Consider the following 17,110-nt stretch of genomic DNA (forward strand, 5'->3'; position numbering starts at 1 on the left):
GAGGAGGACCGTCATGGTCGATGTCACCGGCATGCTCCATTCCCTTCGGCCCGAGGAGCTCGAGACGCTCCGATCGCGCGGTCCCGCCCAGATTCTGGACGAGGCACTGCTGGAGGCCATCGATACCGCGGCTGGCGGTCCCGGGGAGGGACGCGGCTACTACGTGGTGCACGGGCACCTGTGGCCGGTGGAGAACCGGGAGTACCACCTCCGGTCTGACGTTGCCGAGGAGCTCTTCGGGCCGGAGGCGCCCGCCTGAGGGTCGTCAAGGTCGTGGAGGAGGGCGGTGGCCCGTTGCCAGGCTGCACCGCCCTCCTCCGTCCCTGAAGCTGCGGGACTAGCCTGCCGCGGGAAGCGCTGCTCCCACGCTGGCGGCCTCTGCGGTCCTCCGCTTCTTCATGAGCACCGCGAAGTAGGCCGCCGCACCGGCCCCGATGACGCCGATCGCCGCCGTGACGATGAAGAACAGGCTGTTGGCGCCCGCGACGTCCTTGCCGAACGCTGCGTAGATGGCCCCGCTGATCTGCGGGATGACGATGTCGGGGAGGTAGCCGACGAAGGAGATGATCCCGATCGCGATGCCGGTGGCCGCGGCGGGCACGCGGCAGTCGTCGAGCAGGGACCAGTAGACGCCGCGGATGGCGTAGAGGAACAGGCCCACGGCCACCACGAGCACGTCGGCCAGGGCGGTGGAGCCGCTGGGGAGGAGGCTCAGGCCGACCAGCCCTGCTGCCGCCGCGGTCATGGAGACGGCGAGAACGCGGGACTTGCCGAGCCGGTCGGCGAGGTAGCCGCCGCCGAATCCGCCGATCGGGCGCATCCAGAGCATGATCACGGTGACGACGCCGGCGTTGACGGGCGAGACCGCGAGGTTCACGTTGAGGAATCCGGAGAAGTAGTAGTGGGCCCAGAAAAGGGTGTAGCCGCAGAAGAGGACGATGCTCATGACCCAGACTTCGCGGATCTTGAGGATGCGGCGCACGGCGGCGAACGTGGACTCGACGGGCTCTTCCCGGGTGGCCTTCGCGGTGGTGTCCCCGTCAGAGAGGACGAAGAAGATCAGCACGGCGATGGCGATGAGGACCGCGCAGTACATGTAGACGACGGCCTGGAAGCCGGACTTGGAGGACGCAAAGTCGGGGGTGCCGCTCCCGGCGAAGACGGCGAAGAGTCCCACGGCGCAGCTGGCGAGGATCGCCTCGACGAGCCCTCGTCCGCCGTCGAGCGCCCCGAAGTACTTGCCCTCTTCGCTCTTGTCGGCCAGGAGGCTCACGGTCTTGAGGATCGCGCTCCAGAAGGTGAAGACGGTGGCGAAGCCCCACGCGAGGTAGACGTACAGCAGCGTGGACTTGTCCGGGACCTGGGCGTAGAACAGCCCGGTGATGGCGGTGACGGCCAGCGAGAACACGATCAGGTAGCGCACCGGGATCCGGTCGGCCAGCCAGCCGCTGGGGATGTAGCCGATCACGAAGATGATCCCCAGCATCGAGTAGAGGTCGGCGAGTTCCGCGTTGCTCAGGTGGAAGACCGTCAAAATCGTGGCTTCGAAGTTCTGGCGCAGGTAGACCAGGGGGTAGATCGAGCCGGCGGCAAGGATGAGCAGTGCAAGCTGAAAAATCTTCTTCGATCTGCCGAGCTTAGGCATGGGAGATGGCTCCTTTGTCATCTGTGAGGATCTGGTGGATTCGTTCGAGGATGGGGTCCGTCTGGCGGGGTATCTCCCCCGCGACGGCGCAGAGTTCGCCGTAGAGCCTGGCGTTGCCGGGCGTGGGCTCGAAGCGGTCGTGGCGGTGCACCATGTGCTCGCGGGCCTCGTCGAAGCCGGCGTAGATTCCGCAGGCCACGGCGGTGCAGATCGCGGCGCCGAGGCCGGCAGCGTTGCGGACGGAGTTCCTGACCACGGGGACGTTGAAGACGTCAGCGAAGATCTGTGCCGCGAGGTCGCTGTTCGAGCCGCCTCCGGAGAGGACGAGCGCCTCGAGGTCGAGGCTCCGCTCCGCGGCCATGGCGTCCATGTTCCGCTTCATGGTGAAGGCGATGCCCTCCAGCACTGCCCGGTACATGTGCGCATAGCCGTGGCGCTCGTCGAAGCCGATGAACATTCCCTTCTTGAAGGGCTTGTTCGGCGGTGCGAGCCAGTCGAGGACGCACAGCAGCCCGTCGCTTCCTGCGGGGACGGCCGAGGCCGCGAGGTTGAGGTGCTCCTCGCTGCTGAGGCCGGCCGCTGCCGCGGCGAGGGCGATCTCGGTTCCGAGCAGGTCACGGAGCCAGGAGACGGTCCACATGCCCCGTCTGATGCCGGCGCACTCGTAGAGGTACCGGTACGGCTCGGAGGCGAAGTTGGAGAAGTAGCTCTGGGGATCGGGGGCGAACTCCCTTCCCATGACCATGCCCGCGATGTACGTGCCGAGCGAGACGAGCCCGGTGGCGCCGTCGCGGAGCCCCGAGCCGAGCGCCTCGGTGGCCTTGTCGTTGGCGGTGTGCACCACCGGCAGGCCCTCGGGGATGCCGGTCTGGCTGGAGAAGGCGGCGTTGACGTATCCGCCGATGTCCCCGGGCATCTGCAGGCGGTAGAGCATCTCCCGCGGCACGTTGAAGGAGTCGAACGTCTCCTGGTCGTCGAACCAGTCCCAGGTCCGCACGTCCATCGGCCAGGGCCCGATGTAGTTGGCGATCGTGTCCGTCAGCTCACCGGTCAGGCGCCCCATGAGGTATCCGGATGCGGTGGTGACGTGGGCAACCTCCTGGTTGGTGTGCTCGTAGGGCCTCGACAGGCGCTCGTCCATCCAACTCTGGACGGGCTCGGCGAGGGTGCCGTCGCTGCGGACCAGGGCCCTGCAGCAGCGGATGCTGCAGAGCCCGATGCCCACGATGTCGGCGGGGTTGCCGGGGAATGCCTCCATCACCCGGGAGGCCGCGGCGACCACAGACGTGTAGAGGTCGTCGTCCGGGTGCTCGGCGATCCCGGCTCCGGGGGTGTGCATCGGCGCCAGGGGCTGGGTCGCCTCGCACACGACGTTCCCGTCGGTGTCGAAGATGGTGGCCTTCGAACTCTGCGATCCCCCGTCGAGTCCGATGATGTACTTGCTGGTCATGGTCGGTTCCCTCGTCTGCCGGGCGCGCTCAGCGCACCAGGTACCCGCCGTCGACGCTGAGGATGTGCCCGTTGACGTAGTCGGAGGCCCGGCTGGCCAGGAACACGGTGGCGCCCATGAGGTCCTGGGTCTGGCCCCAGCGGTTGGCCGGGATGTGGTCGAGGACCCGCTGGTTGGCCTCGGGGTTCGCCCGGGTGTCTGCGGTGAGCTCGGTGGCGTAGTAGCCGGGGGCGATCCCGTTCACCTGCACCCCGAACTGGGCCAGCTCGTCGCAGTAGGCCTTGGTGAAGCCGGCGATCCCGTGCTTGGTGGCGGCGTAGGCGGGCGACCACTGACCGCCGAGGAAGGTGAACACCGAGCAGATGTTGATGATCTTGCCGCTGCGCTGGCGGACCATGTGCTGGGCGCACTCGTGGGCCATCTCGAAGGCGGCCGTGAGGTTCAGCGCCACCATCGGGTCCCACTGGGAGCGGGTGTACTTGAGGACGTCGGGCTCGTTGATGCTCCGGCCGGCGCAGTTCACGAGGATGTCGACGCTGCCGAACTCCTCGACGCACGCGTCGACGACCTTCTTGGGGTTCCCGGGGACGGTGATGTCGGACATGACGTAGGAGTACTTCGATCCGGTCTCCTCCACCATCGCCGCGGTGCGGCCGTCGTCGGGCATGATGCTGGCCGCGAGGACGTTGGCTCCCGCCTTCGCCAGCGCAAGGGTGAAGGCCTGGCCGAGGCCGGTGTTGCCGCCGGTCACGATGGCGTTCTTGTTCTTCAAGGAGAAGAAGTTCATCTGGAAGTCGACGATGCTCGACTCGGACATGCGTGCTCCTGCTGGGTTCCTGGTGGTTCATGGGGGGCGGGGCTGAGGCGACGGCTCGGCCCCGTGGAGGTGTGCGGTGCCCTGCTCGGGCTCGGCCTTCAGAGCGGGATGATGGTCCCCGGGTTCATGATGCGGTTCGGGTCGAAGGCGGACTTGAGCGTCTCGAGCATGTACAGCGAGGATCCGTACTCCTCGGCGAGGAAGTGCGTCCGGTGCTTGCCGACGCCGTGGTGGTGGCACATCGAGCCGCCGCGCTTGAGGGTCTCCTCGACGATGATGTCCTGGATCGGGTCGTGGTAGACCGTGCGCTCCTCGGTCGGGTCCACGTCGATCTTGTAGTAGTAGACGAAGTACATGTTGGTGCCGTTGAGATAGCTGTGGCTCGAGTGCCCGCCGAGGAGGGTGAACTGGGCCGGCACTTCGCGGCGGATCCGCTCGAGGGCACTGGTGTAGATGTCATTGATGACGCTCCAGTTGCCCGAGATCTCGGTGGTGAACCCGTTGTTGAGGGTCTCGCGGATCTCGACCCTCTCCTCCTCGATCTTGGAGACGTCCCAGTTGAGGTGGTTGAACCAGTCCTCGATGAGCGAGTCCGCGACGCGGTCGACCCCGGAGTGCTGGGACACGATCTGCTCGATCGCCGCCCCTGTTGCGTCGGCGAGCGGCTGGGGGCCCTCAGCCATGAAGATGAGCACGCAGCGGCCGTCGGAGAAGTGCTTGAAGTGGTAGAGCCCGTCCTCCTGGTCGTAGAGCCGCGCGACGGAGGGCCGGTAGCCCTGGGTGACGACCTCCCGGAGGATCTCGAAGCCCGTCTTCATGTCGTCCAGCAGGTACCCGTAGAAGCGGTTGTTCTCCGGGTAGTAGCGGAAGATCTTCACGCTCACTTCGGTGATGAAGTTGAGGGCCCCCTCGTTGCCGAGGATCAGGTGGCGGATGTCCGGGCCGGCCGCGCGGCGGGGAACGTTCTTGATCCGGCAGATCTCGCCGTTGGCGAAGACGGTCTCGGCCCCCACGAGCATGTCCTCGATCCCGCCGTAGAGCGTGGAGAACTGTCCGATGGACCGGGTCGCGACCAGGCCGCCGAACTGGGCGATCGGCTTGGACTGGGGAGAGTGCCCGGTGGTGTAGCCGATCTTGCGGAGTTCGTCTTCGAGATCCTGGAGGCGGACGCCGCACTGGACGGTGGCCAGCATGTTCTCGGTGTCGATCTCGATGATCTCGTTCATCAGGGACCCGTCGACGACGACCGAGTCCTCGACGATGGTCTCGAGGCCGCCCTCCGTGGCCGACCCGCCGGTCTTCGGCACCACGGCGATGCTGTACGCATTCGCCAGCTTGAGGACCGAGGAGACCTCTTCGGGGGTTCGGGGCTTCACGACCGCCGCCGGCAGCGGCAGCGAGTAGATGCCGAAGACGTTCTCCACCTTGTAGTAGCGGTCGACGCTGTTCTCGCGGAGGGTCTGCTCATCCGTGATGACGCGCTCGCTGCCGAGAATGTCGACATAGGCGCTGACGATCTCTTCGCGTGTGAGGTTAGCCAATTCCGATTCTTCCGTTCCATGAGTTGATGGGCTCGAGAACACCAAAGGTGCTCGGAAACGTGCACGAAAAAGTGCACAAAAAAAGAGAACAGCGATCCCCTTGGAATTGGGGGTCGCTGTTCTCTGGTTTTCGAGCAACCGCTTCGGGACATGTCCCGAAACTGTATGAAGTTCTGAGGTGTGACGACTCTAACACAGCCTTCCGGGGGCTGTGAAGGGGTCTCCCGAGGCCGCCCGGCTACATGAGCCAGACGCCGCGGTTCGACGACGCCACGGCCACCGCCCCCGCGCCCAGCGCCCCGATGACGTCCTCCTTGTCGCACACCAGGCCGCCCGCGATGAGCGGAAGGTCCACATCCTCGCGGAGCCACGAAATGACGCGGGGCATGCATCCCGGCAGAATTTCAATGGCATCGGCGCCCGAGAGGCCCACCTGCTTGGGCACGTTGTTGTAGCTGAAGGAGTCGACGAGGAAGAGCCGATGGATGGCCATCAGGCCCGCGGTCTTCGCGGCGCGCACAATGGCCGCCTTCGAGCTGAGAATTCCGTCCGCCTGCGTGCTCGCCTTGAGGAAATCGACGACCACCGGCTTGCTGGAGAAGCCGTCCAGGAGGTCTACATCGACGAATACCGTTTTCCCCGCGGCCTTCAGGGTCCCCACGATTCCGCCGACGGTCATCACGGACCCGAACAGGACGAAGACCACTGGGCACGGGGCCCCGAGGACCGCTCGGAGTCCGTCGTCGTCCTTGACGCTCGCGATGACCGGGTGGCGCGACAGGACGGCGTCGATCTCGGCTGATTCCTTGGGCGTGCGGCGTGGCGTGGTCAAGGACATGGCCTGCATCTCCTGCTGTGAAGCTCTCGTCCGTCGGACGGCAGCGCGGGTGCCGCCCTCGAGAAAGGTCGACTAATGCTACCGTCCCGCCCGGCCGATGGGAGAGGCCCATCTTCTCCGCCGCGCCGGCTTCGGCGAGGATGAAGGCGACCCACCCAGCCGCGACGAAGGAGTCGACGCCGTGACCAAGTACCTGATCTCGTTCCCCAGTGCCGCGATGGACGTGCCCGAGGGAGAGCTGCAGGCCGTCGCGGATGCGGCGCACGCGGTGGTGCAGGAGGCGAAGGACGCCGGCGTCTGGGTGTTCGGCGGCGGCATCGACGAGAGCATCCCGCCGGTCGTGGTCCACGGCGACGGCACGGTCCAGGAGGGCACCTACCCGCAGACGGCGCAGCTAGAGGGCGGCTACTCCGTCCTCGAGCTGCCCTCCTACGAGGCGGCCCTGGAGTGGGCGGCGAAGATCGCGGTCGCCTGCCGCTGCGCCCAGGAGGTGCGCGCCTTCCAGTACGACCCGGCGAGTTAGTCGTCGGAGGCAGACGGACGACGGCGGTGGGGCACCTTCGGTCTGCAGCCGACGGACCGCGCGACACGCCGGACGAGCTCCGACCTAGACAGACCGGTCTGTCTACTAATACTGTTCCAAAGCACGGGCTACAGAAGCACCGGTACAGCTGAGAAGGCGCGTCCCAGCGCCGGAAGGGAGCAGGATCATGGGGGAAAATCCGGAACTGCAGCCGCTGTCGGATGAGGAGCTTGCCGCGGAAGGCATTACGGCGCTGCCGGACAAGGAAGTGGCGTCCATCCTTGATCTCAATGCCGATCTGAATCTGGGGATCCAGGCCGCTGCCCCCATCGACCTCGGAGTGGCCGCGAACGCGAATGTGGCAGCGCCCATTGATGCGTCTGCATCGGCCAATGTCCTGTCGGCTGGCTCTACCGCGGCAGGGGTTGCACACCAGGGGGCCCTGATCGACCAGGGCATCAACGCTGACGCCACCGCCAATTCGGTGCAGGACAGCAGCGTCGGGCACGCGGCTGGAACGGGCACGACGGACGGGTCGACGGCCCCTGCCCCTGCACCCACCGGGGGGACGACCGGTGGTGCCACGACGACGACCGATCCGACCGGAGCCAACGGCAGCCTGCTGGACGTGAACGTGAACCTGGACGCCAATGCCGGGATCGCTGCGCCGATCAACGGTGCGGCAGCAGCAAACGCGAATGTCGCCGCACCCATCAACGCAGGTGTGGCGGCCAACATCGGGACGGTGGGCAGCACGGCCGTCGCAGATGCCCAGCAGGAGGCGGTCATCAGCCAGCACGTGGACGGAGCTGCGACAGCGAGCTCTGACCAGCACTCGAACCTGCAGCAGTAGGCTCCGGTGACGGTGCCTCCAGGACGCGCGCCTGCGGCGCCGGCGTCCTCGGCTCCGCGCATCGGCGGGCCTGTCCCGGCGCGCGCGGACGGCGTCGAGCTGATCGGCGAGCTGAAGGGCTCCGGCTATCGGGACGCACCGGCGCTCGTCCGGCGCGCGGACGGCCAGACGCTGCAGCTGACCCCGCTGCTCTATTCGGTCCTCTCCGCCGTGGACGGAAGGAGCAGCGTCTCTGAGATCGCTGACCGGGTGAGTCGGGGCTCCGGCCGCCGGGTCACGGCGGAGAATGTCCGCACGCTCATGGACTCGAAGCTGCTTCCCCTGGGGCTGCTCGCGCGGGCCGACGGCTCCCAGCCGGAGGTTCGCCGGTCGAACCCACTGCTGAGCCTGCGTTTCCGCTACACGGTCACCGACAAGGAGAAGACCCGGCGCCTCACGGGCCCTTTCGCGGCCCTCTTCCGCCCGTGGATTGTGGTCCCGCTCGTTGCAGCCTTCCTGTTCGTGAGCTGGTGGGTGCTGGCGGAGAAGGGACTCGCCTCGGCGACCTACCAGGCGTTCGACAGTCCGGGCCTCCTTCTGCTCGTCGTCGCCGTGACGGTCTTCTCCGCGGGATTCCACGAGTTCGGCCATGCCGCGGGCGCACGGTACGGCGGCGCCACCCCGGGTGCCATGGGAGCCGGCCTCTACCTCTTCTGGCCGGCCTTCTACACCGACGTCACCGACTCGTACCGTCTCGGCCGGGCCGGACGCGTCCGCACCGATCTCGGCGGGCTGTACTTCAACGCCATCGTCACGGTGCTCATCGCCGGCATCTGGTGGGCGACGCAGTACGACGCCCTCCTCCTGGTCGTCCTGACCCAGATCCTGCAGATGATCCGCCAGCTCACGCCCCTCGTGCGCTTCGACGGGTACCACGTGCTCGCGGACGTCACCGGCGTCCCCGACCTGTACCATCGGATCCGCCCCACGCTGCTGGGCCTGCTGCCATGGCGCTGGGGACATCCCGAGACGAAGGCGCTCAAGCCGTGGGCCCGCGCGGTCGTCACCCTCTGGGTGCTGATCGTGGTCCCGGTGCTGCTCGGCAGCCTCGCCCTGATGGTCATCACACTCCCACGCGTTCTGGCGACTGCCTGGGCGAGCACGGTGCGCCGTGAGGGCTCCCTTGCTGCTGCCCTTGGCACCGGCGACCTGCTGGCCGCTGGCGCGCAGGCGGTCATGATCCTCGCCGCCGCACTCCCCGTCCTCGGAATGGGCCTGATCCTCTTCCGGATGCTGACCCGCGGAGCACGCAGCGTATGGCAGAAGACGCGCGGACGCCCAGGTCGCCGCGCTTCGGCGGTGATCGCCGGCGTCGCCCTCGTTGCCGTCCTCGCCACCCTCTGGTGGCCCAATGGGTCGACCTACCGCCCGATCCGGCCCTACGAACGCGGCACCGTCGCCGACGTCCTCGCCGCGCGGGCTCCCGTCACGGATCGCCTCGTGCAAGGACAGGAGGGGCGGGTCGCCGCGATCTGGCCGCAAGGGGTAGCCAAGCCGACGGCGGACAAGCCGCAGCTGGGAATGGTCCTCGTACCCCGCACCGGCCAGGCCCCCGCGCCGGGGAACGCCTCAGGTCCGGCACCGGCCCCAGCACCGGCCTGGGTCTTCCCCTTCAGCAAGCCCAGCCCGCCCGGCGACGGAGGAAACCAGGCGTTGGCCGTCAACACCAAGGACGGATCGGTGGTCTACGACGTCGCCTTCGCGATGGTCTGGGTCCAAGACGGCTCCGCGCTCAACGTGAACGAAGCGGACGCGTTTGCCAGCTGCCGGGACTGCGCCGCCGTAGCCGTCGCCTTCCAGGTGGTGCTCCTCGTCGGCCAGGTCCACGCCGTCGTCCCGCAGAACCTGGCGGTAGCCGCCAACTACAACTGCACCCAGTGCCTCGCCTACGCGGTCGCCAACCAACTCGTCCTGACCCTCGACCAACCGCTGAGCCCCGCCGGACTGGCCCAGCTCTCCACGCTGTGGAACGACATCAACGCGTTCCAGGCCACCATCCAAGATCAGCCTCTAACGCAGATCCAAGCCCGCCTGAACCAGTACGCAGCACAGATCCGGCAGATCATCCAGCAGGACCCTTCGACGACGCATCAGGCGCCGAGCAGCGCCCCAGCGACGACCGAACCGGCCGGTCCTTCGGGGGCGCCGGCCAGCAGCGCCCCCACTCCCGGCGCCAGCGTCCCCGACACCGTCACGACCCCGTCGGCTCCGGGCGCAGGAGCGCCCGCGGCCCCAGCCAGCGAAGCCCCCGCCCAAACAGCAGCACCGGGATCCACCGACGCGCCGCCGTCCCCCGCCCCCGCAGAAACGGCCATGCCTGTGCCCACCGCCTCCCCGAGCTGAGTCGTCGATCTCGTAGGCCAGCTTCGCCTCCACGAAGGCCAGCAGGTCGCTCTTCGAGACCACCGCCACTTCCCTACCGGCACGGGCCCGCCGGAGGTGCCGAGCAGTTCCGCGAGCTTGGGAAGCTGGGACGGGTCCTCGAGCGCCGACCCGACGGCGACGACCCGACGACGACGACCCGCGCGCCCGCGGCGAGGAACTCCCCCCCGTTCCCGGCATGCATGCCGCCGGTCGTGACGACTTGGCCGCCGGGAAGGGGCCCTTCATCGCCTTGATCCACTCGGTGCCGAGCACGGAGGCGGGGAAGGCCTCCAGCCAAGTCAGCCCTTCCTTGAGCGCGATCTGCACCTCGCTCGGCGTCGCCACCCCGGGCAGCGGCAGCAGCCCGGCCTCCGACGAAGCCCGCACCACCTCGAGGTCGAACCCCGGGCTCACCGTGAAGTGAGCCCCCCGTCGCCCTCGCCCCGCAGTGCATCTCGAGACGACCACGCCCAACGTGGAGGTCCAAGAGGTGGCACGGGCCTGCTACCACGGTTGGCACCAGGCCATCGCCACCGGGCTGCCTGAGCTCAGGGAGGGGATCACCACCACCAGCTCGGCACCGGGCCACGGCATCGAATTGGGGGCCGCGTTCCTCTCGAGGAAAGACACGTCCCGGCGACTGACGGCCCTGTAGGCATTCCACGTCAGCGAGGGCGGCGGACGATGGCGGCAGGGCGCCTCAGGTCTATGGGTTCGACGGGCGCGCGGCCGCTCAGCAGGTCCACGGTTGCCCCTTTCGCCGGTGACGGCGCTTCAGCCTCGCGAACCGCATAAACATCCAATAAGGACTAAAGCCTCTGGGCAAGACGACTCCTCAAAGGAGCGCTAATCGACGGATTTCGAATACTTCCAGATTTCGACTGTCAGCCGGCCAGAGAATCCTGAAGGGTTGTTTCCAGGCCTCACCTAATGGCTGCAGTGGGGGTATGATCCCGTTTCACGGGCAGTCACGCCCGTGACGCTATTGGGGGAATCTGAATGCATGCAACGACCGACTTGGTCGATGTGCTGCGGGTGCGGCCTGCGGTCCTCGCGACGTTCCTTCATGTGCGCCTATCGACGCACCCACCCCGCACGATTCGTATTGCACGTCGGTGAGGTGTCCTACGAAAGGACTCTCATGAGCCATCCTAACCTCGCGCCCTATCCTCCCAGCCCCGACTACGGGAAGGTACAGCAGAGCAGCAAGTCGTTCCTCGTGACCTGGTTGCTCTCTCTTCTCGTCGGCATCTTCGGCGTGGACCGGTTCTATTTGGGCAAGATCGGCACCGGCATCCTCAAGCTGATCACTTTCGGCGGCTTTGGCATCTGGGCCCTCATTGACCTCATCCTCGTCCTGGCCAATAAGGCCCGGGACAAGCAGGGGCTCCCGCTGGAGGGCTACGACAAGCACAAGAGAATGGCCCTCATCGTCACCGCCGCGGTCATTCTCCTGAGCATCATCGTCAACTCAGCGCGGGCTTCGTCCGCTCCCACTGCGGCGCCCGCTGCCTCGGCGTCAACACCCGCCGCGGCCGCTGCCAGCGCTGCCGCCGCGGCAACCCCGACAAGGGACCCTGCTGCCGAAGCCTCGGCGTCCGCCAAGGCCGAGGCGGATGCCTCCGCGAAGGCCAAAGCCGACGCGGATGCCAAAGCCAAGGCTGACGCGGAGGCCGCAGCCAAGGCAAAGGCCGACGCAGATGCCAAAGCCAAAGCTGACGCGGACGCTGCCGCCAAGGCAAAAGCCGACGCTGCGGCTAAGGCTGCGGCTGACGCTGCCGCGGCTGCCGCGGCTGGAACGGTAAGTCAGCAGAACGCCCTGCAAAAGGCTGAAGACTACCTCGGCTACACGGCTTTCTCACGCACGGGTCTAATCCAGCAGCTGGAGTTCGAAAAGTATTCGGCTGCGGACGCGACTTGGGCCGTCGATCGGGTGCCCGTCGACTGGAACAAGCAGGCAGCTCTGAAGGCGAAGGACTATCTGAATTTCACTTCCTTCTCCCATGCCGGTTTGGTCGACCAGTTGGTCTTCGATGGCTTTACTCCCGCTCAGGCAGAGTACGGAACCAGTCAGGCCCGCCTCTAGGGAACTGGCTCCAGATGCCCCGGTCCAGATCGGATCGGGGCATCTTCCTACAGGTGCGTGACGAGCGGGTCCGGCTCCGCCTTCTCGACCCCGTCTCCCCGCTCCACCGCGAATCCGTTGCGCACCCAGTACTCGTAGCCCCCGATCAGCTCGCGCACCGCAAATCCCTCGGCCAGCAGGCGCCGCGCAGTGTGCGTGGCCCCATTGCAGCCGGGGCCCCATCCGTAGACGATCAGGGTCCGGTCGGGCGGCAGATCGGCCAGACGGTCGTCCAGGGCATTGTTGGGAAGGTGCAGCGCGCCGGCGATGTGCCCCTGGTCCCACGACGATTGCCTGCGGGTGTCCACGATGACGGCGGTGCCGTCGGCCTGCGCCTCGGCGGCCGCGACGACGTCGATCTCGTAGGCCAGCTTCGCCTCCACGAAGGCCAGCAGGTCGCTCTGCGAGACCACCGCTACTGCCCTGCCGGCACCGGCTGGCCGGAGGTGCCGAGCAGTTCCGCGAGCTTGGGGAGCTGGGACGGGTCCTCGAGTGCGGACCCGACCGCGACGACCCGCGCGCCCGCGGCGAGGAACTCCCCCGCGTTCCCGGCATGCATCCCGCCGGTTGTGACGAACTTGGCCTCGGGGAAGGGGCCCTTCATCGCCTTGATCCACTCGGTGCCGAGCACGGAGGCGGGGAAGGCCTTGAGCCAGGTCAGCCCTTCCTTGAGCGCGATCTGCACCTCGCTCGGCGTCGCCACCCCGGGCAGCGGCAGCAGCCCGGCCTCGGAGGAAGCACGGACCACCTCGAGGTCGAACCCCGGGCTCACCGTGAAGTGAGCCCCCGCCTCGACCGCCTGCCGCACGTGCTCACGGGAGACGACGGTGCCCGCGCCCACGACCTTGCCCCTCTCGCGCCCGGCGGCCGCGACGGCGCGCAGGGCCTCGACGTCGTCGGGGGTCTGGATGGGCAGTTCGACGACGTCGATGCCGAGGTCCCAGGCGGTGGCCGAGACGGCCAGGCTCCTCTCCACCCCGATGCCGCGGAGGATCGCCATGAGCGGCGCTCCGCCGAAGATGCTGCTGAACTCAGAGTTGTCGATCATCGAAAAGACCGGTCCTTTCAGGAGGTGGGCTGCGTGAGCGCTGCCGATGCGGCAGCGGGAGGATCTGCGACGAAGTCGCTCATCGAGAGCAGGACCAGTCTCGCCCGTTCGTGGCCGGCGCGGAGCCGCCCGGAGGCGCCCGCCCCGTTCAGGTCGGCTGCGAGGTAGCCCGCGGCGAAGGCGTCGCCGGCGCCGACCGCCTCCAGGACCTCGGTGGGGATCGCGGGCTCGAACACGGTTCCGTCCCTGCCCAGTTCGGTGGCGCCGACGTCGCCGTCCTTGACCACCACCCTGTCCGGCCCGGGAAGGAGGGCCCGGACGTCGTCCGGCGTCGCGCAGCCCCACAGGGCCTGCGCCTCGTCGAGGCCCACGAAGACCACGTCTGCCCGGTTGGCCAGCTGGCGCAGGACGTCGGCAGCGGTGCTCTCGGGCCACAGGGAGGGGCGGTAGTTGACGTCGAAGGTCAGCGTCGCGGTGCTCGCGCCGACACGCTCGATCACGGCGTCGACCAGGGCGGCGCAGGTCGGGGACAGCGCGGGGGTGATCCCGGAGAGGTGCACGACGTCGGCGTCCTCGAGCGGAATGCCCGCGACGGTGGCCGGGCTCATCCGGGACGCGGCAGACCCGCGCCGGTAGTACAGGACGCCGTGGCCGGGGTCCTTGAAGTAGACCCCAGTGGGAGCCGTAGGGTCGGCCGTGACCCAGCGGGTGTCGACGCCGCGGCTCTGGATCGACTCGACGATCCGGCGTCCGAGGACGTCATCACCGACGGCGCTGACCCAGGCCGAGTGCACCCCCAGGTGGGCCATGTGGCAGGCAACGTTGGATTCCGCGCCGCCCGGGTGGAGGCGCACGTCGTCGGCCGTGGCGAGGGACTCGGCGCGGGCGGGCGTCACCATCATCATCGTCTCGCCGATGGTGATCAGGCGTGGGTTCGAGGTGTGCAGCATGACTCCCTATTCTCCGATGTGCTCGCGTCTGAGGCCGCGACCCGGGGCTCCGTCGATGAGCGCGCCGCGGGCGAGCACCGGCTGGCCCGCCACGAGGACGTCGTCGATGCCCACAGCCTCGCCGAGCGGCTCCTCGTACGTGGCGGTGTCGGCGACCGTCTGGGGGTCGACGACGATGAGGTCGGCGACCCACCCCGGTGCCACGCGCCCGCGGCGGCCCAGGCTGAACCGCGCCGCCGGGCCGGCGGACAGGTGGCCGGCAGCCTCCGGCCAGGACCACGTCGGCGTCTCCCTCACGAACTCGCGCAGGTAGCGCGCGAAGGTCCCGCGGGCCCGGGGATGCGGGTGGGCGCCGATGAAGATGCCGTCGGAGCCGCCGAGGTGGCGGGGGCTGGAGAAGATGGCCGCGAGCTCGGAGGTCGGCCGCTCGTGGCGCACCGCCATGATGGCGTTGACCTCGAGGCGGGACGCCGCGAGCACGTCCAGCGCGAAGTCGATGGGATCGGCGCCGTTCCGCGCGGCGGCCGCGTCGAGGGTGAGGCCGTGGGCCCACGCGAACTCGGGGGCTGCGATGTGGGCGAGGGTGATCATCGACGGCCACTCGGGTCCGAGGCTCGCGTTGCGCTCCACTTTGGGGAACCACTCGCGGCGGAGCTGTGCCCGCTGGGCCGGGTCGCTGATGGCCTCGACGACGGCGTCCGGGGGCAGCAGCGAGAGGTCCGGCGGCAGCAGCGGCATGGCCAGCAGCGTGCAGCCGCGGGTGTAGGGGTAGGCGTCGAAGGTGGCGTCCACGCCTGCGCGGGCGAGGGCGTCGAGCTGCTCGGCGACGATGTGCGCCTGGGCGTGGAAGTGCGAGATGTGGACCCGGGCGCCGGAGGCCTCGGCGATGCGGGCGATCTCGTCGACCCCCGCGGCGGAGTTGGCCTCGTACCCGCCCCGCATGTGCGTGACGTAGACGCCGCCGGCCTCGGCCACCGGGGCGCACAGCGCCGCGATCTCGTCGGTGGTGGCGAAGATCCCGGGGGCGTAGTCGAGCCCGGTGGACATCCCCACCGCGCCCTCGCGCATGCCGTCCTCGACGAGGGCGGCCATGGCGGCGCGCTGCTCCTCGTCCGCGGGGGCAGTGGAGCGCCCGCAGACCTCCCAGCGCACCGTGCCGCCCGGCACGAGGTAGGCGGAGTTCAGCCGGGACCGGCCGTCGTCCGCGGCGAGATAGGCCGCGACGCCGCCTCCGGCGTAGCGCGGGTGCGGGCCGTTGATGGCGGCGAAGTACTCGCTCGCGTAGGCTCCGTCCCCCGGCGCGTACGAGACCCCGTCCTGCCCGGCGATCACCGTGGTGACCCCCTGCTTGAGCAGGGCCCGCTGCACCGCCTCGTCCTCGAGAAGGCCGTCGGCGTGCGAGTGGGCATCGATGAATCCGGGCAGCACGTAGCGCCCGGTGCAGTCGATGATCTGGTCATCGGGGTCGGGCGCGATCTCGCCGATCTCGGTGATCAGCTCACCGTCGACGGCGACATCCGCCGTCCGCATCCCGGTGCTGTGGACGACTGTGCCGCCGCGCAGGAGCAACCGCATCGTGCGCCTTTCCGTGTAGAGGGGTCAGAAGAAGGTCTGGACGAGGTCGACGACGCGGTCGTCGTCCTGCGAGGCCACGACCGGCAGGAAGCGCCACTTGTCGAAGGTTGTGCAGGGGTGCGACAGCCCCAGCGTGACGACCGAGCCGAGGGCTACGTCCTGGCCCGCCAGCCCCAGATAGCTGTGCTGGTCATTCATGGCCAGGATCGAGGCCTCCGCGAGGGGCGCCCACTCGCCGTCCAGATCGCTCGCGACGGCGCGGGGCACCGGCAGCCCCTCGTCGAACGGGAAGTCCCGCTTCCCGCCGTCGAGCAGCGCGAGGCCGCGCTCCGGGTGGGACACCACACGGGCGACGCCGCGCATCGCCGAGCGCAGTCGGCTCGCCGTTGCGGGGCCGGCGGCTCGGGCGCTCCCCTCGTCGAACGGAGAGATCTGGCGGTAGAACCCGTCGTCGTGCGTGATGTAGGCGCCGCTGCGCAGCGTCCACAGGGTGCGCGAGTCGCCAGTGCGCGAATCGTCGGCCATCGCGCTGCCGAACACGTCGGCGACCACGTCGGGGTAGGCGCTGCCGCCCGCCGTGATGTAGAGGTCGCCCTCGCCGTCGTACAGCTCGGTCAGGTCGCGGTGCAGTTCGACCTGCCGCTCCACGTAGGAGCGCACGGCGGCGAGGGACTCGTCCGACCGGTCGTGCGCGAGCGAACCTTCGTAGCCGGAGACCCCCGCCAGGCGGAGGACGTCCGAAGCGGCAGCCCGCCGCGCGACGTCGTGCGCCTCGGCGACCGTCCGCGCCCCGGTGCGCCCACCGGCGGCGCCCAGCTCGACGCACACGTCCACCGGCCGGGGCGTGCCAGCTCGGCGGAGCCCGCGCTCCATCGCCTCAAGCGTCGCGATCGAGTCCGCCCAGCAGACGAAGCGGAGCTCCGGGTCCGCCAGCTCACCGGCGAGGTAGGCCAGCGAGCGCTCGTCGACCACGGAGTTGGCCAGCATGATGGACGCCAGGCCGAAGCTGCGCGCGGTGCGGACCTGCCCCATGGTGGCGAGCGTGATGCCGAGGCTGCCGGCGTCGAGCTGCTGCTGCCACAGCGAGGGAGCCATGGTGGTCTTGCCGTGCGGCATCAGCTCGAGCCCGCGGTCCGCGCACCATCGGCCCATCACGGTGAGGTTGTGCCTGATCCGTTCGCCGTCGAGGGCGACGATCGGCGTCCAGAATTCCGAGAGCCTCGGCCCGCTGGCGAGGAACTCGGCCACCGTCATGCCGACGGCGCGGTCCGGGATTCCCTTGTCACGTGGGGAGAGCCGGGTGGTGCCCAGCTCCCCCAGTCGCAGCTGCCCTGCCATCCGT

The 17,110-nt window shown here is 68.7% G+C and carries 15 protein-coding genes and 1 pseudogene; 5 read left to right on the plus strand and 11 right to left on the minus strand.

The genetic code is table 11. The annotated features are described in order from the left end of the window. Positions 1-13: 13 nt before the first annotated feature. Positions 14-259 carry a hypothetical protein gene (locus tag ACVWWH_RS03720; RefSeq protein WP_457315662.1) on the plus strand — a complete coding sequence of 82 codons (246 nt, stop codon included), beginning with the start codon at positions 14-16 and terminating at the stop codon, positions 257-259. Between the two features lie 78 nt (positions 260-337). On the opposite strand, the gene ACVWWH_RS03725 is transcribed toward ACVWWH_RS03720, so the two are convergent. The 5 genes from ACVWWH_RS03725 to ACVWWH_RS03745 form a co-directional block, all read right to left on the minus strand. After that, positions 338-1,645 carry an MFS transporter gene (locus ACVWWH_RS03725; protein ID WP_457315663.1) on the minus strand — a complete coding sequence of 436 codons (1,308 nt, stop codon included), beginning with the start codon at positions 1,643-1,645 and terminating at the stop codon, positions 338-340. Further along, positions 1,638-3,095 carry an FGGY-family carbohydrate kinase gene (locus tag ACVWWH_RS03730; RefSeq protein WP_457315664.1) on the minus strand — a complete coding sequence of 486 codons (1,458 nt, stop codon included), beginning with the start codon at positions 3,093-3,095 and terminating at the stop codon, positions 1,638-1,640. Before ACVWWH_RS03730 ends, ACVWWH_RS03725 begins: the two co-directional genes overlap by 8 nt. A gap of 28 nt (positions 3,096-3,123) precedes the next feature. Next, on the minus strand, positions 3,124-3,912 hold the full coding sequence (locus ACVWWH_RS03735; RefSeq protein WP_447420187.1) for an SDR family NAD(P)-dependent oxidoreductase: 789 nt from the start codon (positions 3,910-3,912) through the stop codon (positions 3,124-3,126). A gap of 98 nt (positions 3,913-4,010) precedes the next feature. After that, positions 4,011-5,453: an FAD-binding oxidoreductase gene (locus ACVWWH_RS03740; RefSeq protein WP_457315665.1), complete on the minus strand. Its 1,443-nt coding sequence runs from the start codon at positions 5,451-5,453 to the stop codon at positions 4,011-4,013. A gap of 238 nt (positions 5,454-5,691) precedes the next feature. Beyond that, entirely contained in the window at positions 5,692-6,291 is a 600-nt protein-coding gene (locus tag ACVWWH_RS03745) for a glycerol-3-phosphate responsive antiterminator (protein ID WP_447420189.1), read from the minus strand. A gap of 181 nt (positions 6,292-6,472) precedes the next feature. Between ACVWWH_RS03745 and ACVWWH_RS03750 the strand changes: the two genes are divergently transcribed. From ACVWWH_RS03750 to ACVWWH_RS03760, 3 genes are all read left to right on the plus strand, one after another. Continuing rightward, on the plus strand, positions 6,473-6,814 hold the full coding sequence (locus tag ACVWWH_RS03750) for a YciI family protein (protein ID WP_066501085.1): 342 nt from the start codon (positions 6,473-6,475) through the stop codon (positions 6,812-6,814). A gap of 187 nt (positions 6,815-7,001) precedes the next feature. Further along, positions 7,002-7,667: a peptidoglycan-binding protein gene (locus tag ACVWWH_RS03755; RefSeq protein ID WP_066501109.1), complete on the plus strand. Its 666-nt coding sequence runs from the start codon at positions 7,002-7,004 to the stop codon at positions 7,665-7,667. Between the two features lie 12 nt (positions 7,668-7,679). Next, positions 7,680-10,049 (plus strand): hypothetical protein, encoded by a 2,370-nt coding sequence (locus ACVWWH_RS03760; protein WP_457315666.1) that lies wholly within the window; start codon positions 7,680-7,682, stop codon positions 10,047-10,049. A 306-nt stretch (positions 10,050-10,355) separates the two neighbouring features. Here the strand turns inward: ACVWWH_RS03760 and ACVWWH_RS03765 are convergent. Next, a pseudogene (locus tag ACVWWH_RS03765) lies at positions 10,356-10,538 on the minus strand (hypothetical protein); the annotation flags it as partial. Positions 10,539-11,211: 673 nt separating this feature from the next. On the opposite strand from ACVWWH_RS03765, the gene ACVWWH_RS03770 reads away from it, so the two are divergent. After that, positions 11,212-12,156, plus strand: a complete 945-nt coding sequence (locus ACVWWH_RS03770; protein WP_457315667.1) for an Ltp family lipoprotein — start codon at positions 11,212-11,214, stop codon at positions 12,154-12,156. Between the two features lie 47 nt (positions 12,157-12,203). On the opposite strand, the gene ACVWWH_RS03775 is transcribed toward ACVWWH_RS03770, so the two are convergent. Genes ACVWWH_RS03775 through ACVWWH_RS03795 form a run of 5 tightly spaced genes read right to left on the minus strand, consistent with a single transcriptional unit; the run spans position 12,204 to position 17,106 of the window. Then, positions 12,204-12,608, minus strand: a complete 405-nt coding sequence (locus ACVWWH_RS03775) for a rhodanese-like domain-containing protein (RefSeq protein WP_066501121.1) — start codon at positions 12,606-12,608, stop codon at positions 12,204-12,206. A 2-nt stretch (positions 12,609-12,610) separates the two neighbouring features. Further along, positions 12,611-13,243, minus strand: a complete 633-nt coding sequence (locus ACVWWH_RS03780; protein ID WP_066501122.1) for a bifunctional 4-hydroxy-2-oxoglutarate aldolase/2-dehydro-3-deoxy-phosphogluconate aldolase — start codon at positions 13,241-13,243, stop codon at positions 12,611-12,613. Between the two features lie 17 nt (positions 13,244-13,260). Then, entirely contained in the window at positions 13,261-14,193 is a 933-nt protein-coding gene (locus ACVWWH_RS03785; protein WP_457315668.1) for a sugar kinase, read from the minus strand. 6 nt (positions 14,194-14,199) lie between these two features. Beyond that, positions 14,200-15,768 (minus strand): N-acyl-D-amino-acid deacylase family protein, encoded by a 1,569-nt coding sequence (locus ACVWWH_RS03790; RefSeq protein WP_457315669.1) that lies wholly within the window; start codon positions 15,766-15,768, stop codon positions 14,200-14,202. 24 nt (positions 15,769-15,792) lie between these two features. After that, entirely contained in the window at positions 15,793-17,106 is a 1,314-nt protein-coding gene (locus ACVWWH_RS03795) for an alanine racemase (RefSeq protein ID WP_457315670.1), read from the minus strand. Positions 17,107-17,110 lie beyond the last annotated feature (4 nt).

This window comes from Sinomonas sp. RB5, assembly GCF_054063535.1.